Source organism: Streptomyces sp. SM1 (genome assembly GCF_002910825.1).
Lineage (GTDB): Bacteria > Actinomycetota > Actinomycetes > Streptomycetales > Streptomycetaceae > Streptomyces > Streptomyces okerensis.
This window is the reverse complement of record NZ_NEUB01000762.1, coordinates 1-3457: the sequence shown is the minus strand read 5'-3', so window position 1 is coordinate 3457 and position 3457 is coordinate 1. Positions and strand designations below refer to the sequence as shown.

Sequence of the window (3457 nt, the reverse complement as noted above, 5' to 3'; positions counted from 1 at the left end):
TGACCTTCCCCTCGTAGCGTAGAGGCCGTGACTGCAGGGGAAGTTGGGAGTCATGGCGGAGAAGAGGCGGAAGTTCGACGCGGAGTTCCGTGAGGGGGCTGTGCGTATCGTGACCGAGACAGGCAAGCCGCTCGCGCAGGTCGCGAGGGAGCTGGGGATCAACGAGACCACGTTGGCCAGCTGGGTCTCTCGCGCCCGGCGGAACGGTGCGGCTGCTGGCGGGCGGAGCGAGAGCGTCCAGGAGGAACTGGAGCGACTGCGCAGGCGCAACACCGAGCTGACCAAAGAGAACAAGGAACTGGCCATGGAGCGTGATGTCCTCAAACGCTGCATGGTCCTGTGGGTGAAGTAGCTGTGGCGGACCCGGCGGCTCTCGTCGGGGTGATCAGCGACCAGAGGACCGGGCACGGCATCCCGCACACTGTCTCCTGCCGCGCGCTCGGCGTATCCGAGGCGTGGTTCCACAAGTGGCGACGTCGCCCGGCCGAGCCGACGAAACGCGAGGTCAGACGGGCGATGCTGGAGGAGAGGATCACGTACTTCTTCCGCCGCTCGGGCGAGACCTACGGGTCACCGAGGATCACGCTGGACCTGTGGGCCGCGGGCTGGCAGGTCTCGGTGAACACGGTCGCCGAGATCATGGCCGAGCTCGGGCTCCAGGGCCGTAAACCGCCCCGCAGGCGCCGCTCGCTGACCCGGCAGGGCAAGCGCAAAGCGGCCCCTGACCTGGTGCACCGCCACTTCGACGCGGTCTCCCCAAACGTCCTATGGGTGGGCGATATGACCGAAATCGAGACCGGGGAGGGAAAGTTGTACCTGGCCACGGTCATCGACCTGTTCTCGCGCCGACTGCTCGGCTATGCGATGGGTGCGCATCACGACGCTGCCCTGGTCGCCGCGTCGCTGAAGATGGCCGCCACCACGCGCGGCGGCGATGTGGACGGCGTGATCTTCCACTCCGACCGCGGCAGCGAATACACCAGTCAGGCGTACAACGAGCTGTGTGACCGGCTGGGCGTGGTGCAGTCCATGGGGCGGGTCGGGTCGGCGCTGGACAACGCCGCCGCGGAGTCGTTCAACTCGCTGATCAAGGTCGAGTACATCCACCGGCACCAGTTCGCCACCCGGACCGAGGCCCGGCTGAAGATCGCCACCTGGATCACCGGCTTCTACAACATGCGCCGCAGACACTCCGCGGCCGGCGGGCTACCGCCGGTGGAGTTCGAACAGATCATCAGCGAAGCACGCGCCAGCCACCATCAGGAGGACCTGGCCGCATAAGGAAGGTCTCTACGCTTCCAGGGGATTGACAGAACTGCGTCTCCCCGGGGTTCGTCGCGGGCATCGCCGAGTCGATCGGCGACAACGACCGGGTCCGACGCGCGTTGCGCCTCTACCTGTCGGACCGGGACGGCAAGAGGCTGCTCTCGCAGATGGACACCTACGGGATCACCAAGTCGGTCCTGCTCATCGCCGACTTCGGTCCGGCGCTCGGCGAGCCCCCGCTGTCCATCGAGGAAGTGCACCTGCACCACGCGGCGGTCACCGCGGCGTCCGGAGGACGCCTGGCGTTCTTCGCGGGCTTCGACCCCTCGCGCGGACGCACGGCGCTCGACATCGTCAAGCGCTGGACGGCGGTGCCCGGGTGCGAGGGCGTCAAGCTCTACCCGCCCTGCGGCTTCGAGCTGGACGACGAGCGGCTGCTGCCGCTCTGGCGGCACTGCAACGACAACAGCATTCCGGTGCTGACTCACTCGGGGCCCTCCCTGCCCGGGCTCGGCAGCGCCCAGCGGTACCCGCACAGCCTTGAAGAGGTCGTCCGACGCTTCCCGGACCTGCGCGTCGCGCTGGCGCACGGCATGGTGTGGGACCTCGAGGGGACCGTCCGGCTGCTGCTGGCGCACCCCGCCAACCTCTACGCGGACATCTCGTCCTTCCACCAGCTCTCCAGCCCCGAACTGGAGTTGATGCTGGAGGGCTGCACTAAGGTGCCCGACCAGGTTCTCTTCGGGTCCGACGCGCCGCTCTTCGACTTCTCCGGGAACCTGGGGGCCAAGATCGAGGAGATGCACGACCGCCTGACGCCCGCGCAGCAGACGGGCCTGTTCGAGCTGAACGCACGGAGATTCCTGTACGGCACCAACGCCTGACGATCTCCCTCGCGCTCAGCGAGGGAGCCCCCGGCCCGAGAACGACGGTGTGAGCGTGGACTCGATCTACTTTCCCCCCGAGGCGGACGCGTTCCGCCTGCGAACACGGCGCTTCCTGAGCGAGCACATCGCCCCGCGACTGGACACGTGGGAGTCCGAGCGCCGGATCCCTCGCGACGTATGGAAGCTGTTTGCGGGGGAAGCGCTGCTGGGGCTGCACTACCCCCGCACCTACGGGGGCCGCGAGCTGCCGTTCTTCCACTCGGTGGCCTATCTGGAGGAGCTGGGGCGGCTCGGCAGCGGCGGCTTCCGCGGCGCAATGTCCGTCCACAGCTACATGGCGACCGCCTACCTGCACCTGGCGGGCGACCATCAGCAGAAACTGGCTCACCTCAAGCCTGCCATCGAGGGCGACATGATCGCCGCCCTGGCCATCACCGAGCCCCAGGCCGGTTCCGACGTGTCGAGCATCAGCTGCGCGGCACGGCCCACCGGCGACGGGTACGCGATCCGCGACTCTGTTGCTGAATTCGTCAGCCGGCGAGTTGGTGGCTGAGGCGTTCGAGTCGGCTGGTGCGAGGCTTGCGTAGTGGGTCGGTGGCCCACCAGGCGTCGAGGCGGACGATGTTGAGGGCGGTGGCGGAGTAGATGTGTTGGAGGGTGACTTTCGGCAGGCCGCGGTAGCGGGCCCGGCGGATGCCGGTGACGTCGAGAGCCTGGTTGACGGTGCCCTCGATGCCGGCGCGGAGTGCGTACTTGGTTCTCCAGGAGTCGGTGTCCTGTTCGGCTCTGGCCGCAGTGGTGCGTTCGTGGAGTTCACGGGGGCGCAGGGTGAGCATGCGGGCGCCGCGGGCGGAGCTGGTGCACTTGGTCCGGGATGGGCAGGGGCGGCAGTCGGCGCGGGCGAAGTCGATCACGATGGCGTCGCGGCCGTGCTGGGTGACCGGATACCAGCCGGCGCTGGTGGCGCCCTGGGGGCAGCGGACCTGACGGGCTTTCCAGTCGATACGGAAGGCGCTCTTGGCGAAGCCTTCGGCGGCCTTGGCCTGGGGCGAGTGGTCGGCCAGGAGCGGGGTGACCATGCTGATGCCCCGGCCCGCCGCTTGCACGACCAAGTCGGCGGAGGGATATCCGGAGTCGAGGTAGTGCTCGCCCGGTGAGACCTGACGCTCGGCCAGGTTCTGCTGGATGGGCGCGGTGGCCTTGACGTCGGGAATCGTCGCCAGGGTGGTGTGCACATCGGTGATCAGCCGCAGCACGCTCGTACCGGCTTCGGCTTCGGCTTCGGCTTCGGCTTCGGCTTCGGC

5 protein-coding genes are annotated in these 3457 nt (G+C 68.2%); 4 read left to right on the top strand and 1 reads right to left on the bottom strand.

The window, feature by feature from the left end:
• Positions 1 to 52 precede the first annotated feature (52 nt).
• From B9S61_RS23035 to B9S61_RS23020, 4 genes are all read left to right on the top strand, one after another.
• Positions 53 to 352, top strand: a complete 300-nt coding sequence (locus tag B9S61_RS23035) for a transposase (protein ID WP_103543739.1) — start codon at positions 53 to 55, stop codon at positions 350 to 352.
• Positions 340 to 1281, top strand: a complete 942-nt coding sequence (locus B9S61_RS42505) for an IS3 family transposase (protein WP_258039777.1) — start codon at positions 340 to 342, stop codon at positions 1279 to 1281. The genes B9S61_RS23035 and B9S61_RS42505 overlap by 13 nt, the downstream gene beginning before the upstream one ends.
• Positions 1282 to 1385: 104 nt before the next feature.
• Positions 1386 to 2150 (top strand): amidohydrolase family protein, encoded by a 765-nt coding sequence (locus tag B9S61_RS23025; protein ID WP_103543972.1) that lies wholly within the window; start codon positions 1386 to 1388, stop codon positions 2148 to 2150.
• Positions 2151 to 2205: 55 nt separating this feature from the next.
• Entirely contained in the window at positions 2206 to 2706 is a 501-nt protein-coding gene (locus B9S61_RS23020; protein ID WP_181007493.1) for an acyl-CoA dehydrogenase family protein, read from the top strand.
• Here the strand turns inward: B9S61_RS23020 and B9S61_RS23015 are convergent.
• Positions 2684 to 3457: transposase (locus tag B9S61_RS23015; RefSeq protein WP_181007492.1), on the bottom strand; the 774-nt coding region annotated here is incomplete at its 5' end. The two genes, B9S61_RS23020 and B9S61_RS23015, sit on opposite strands and share 23 nt — an antisense overlap.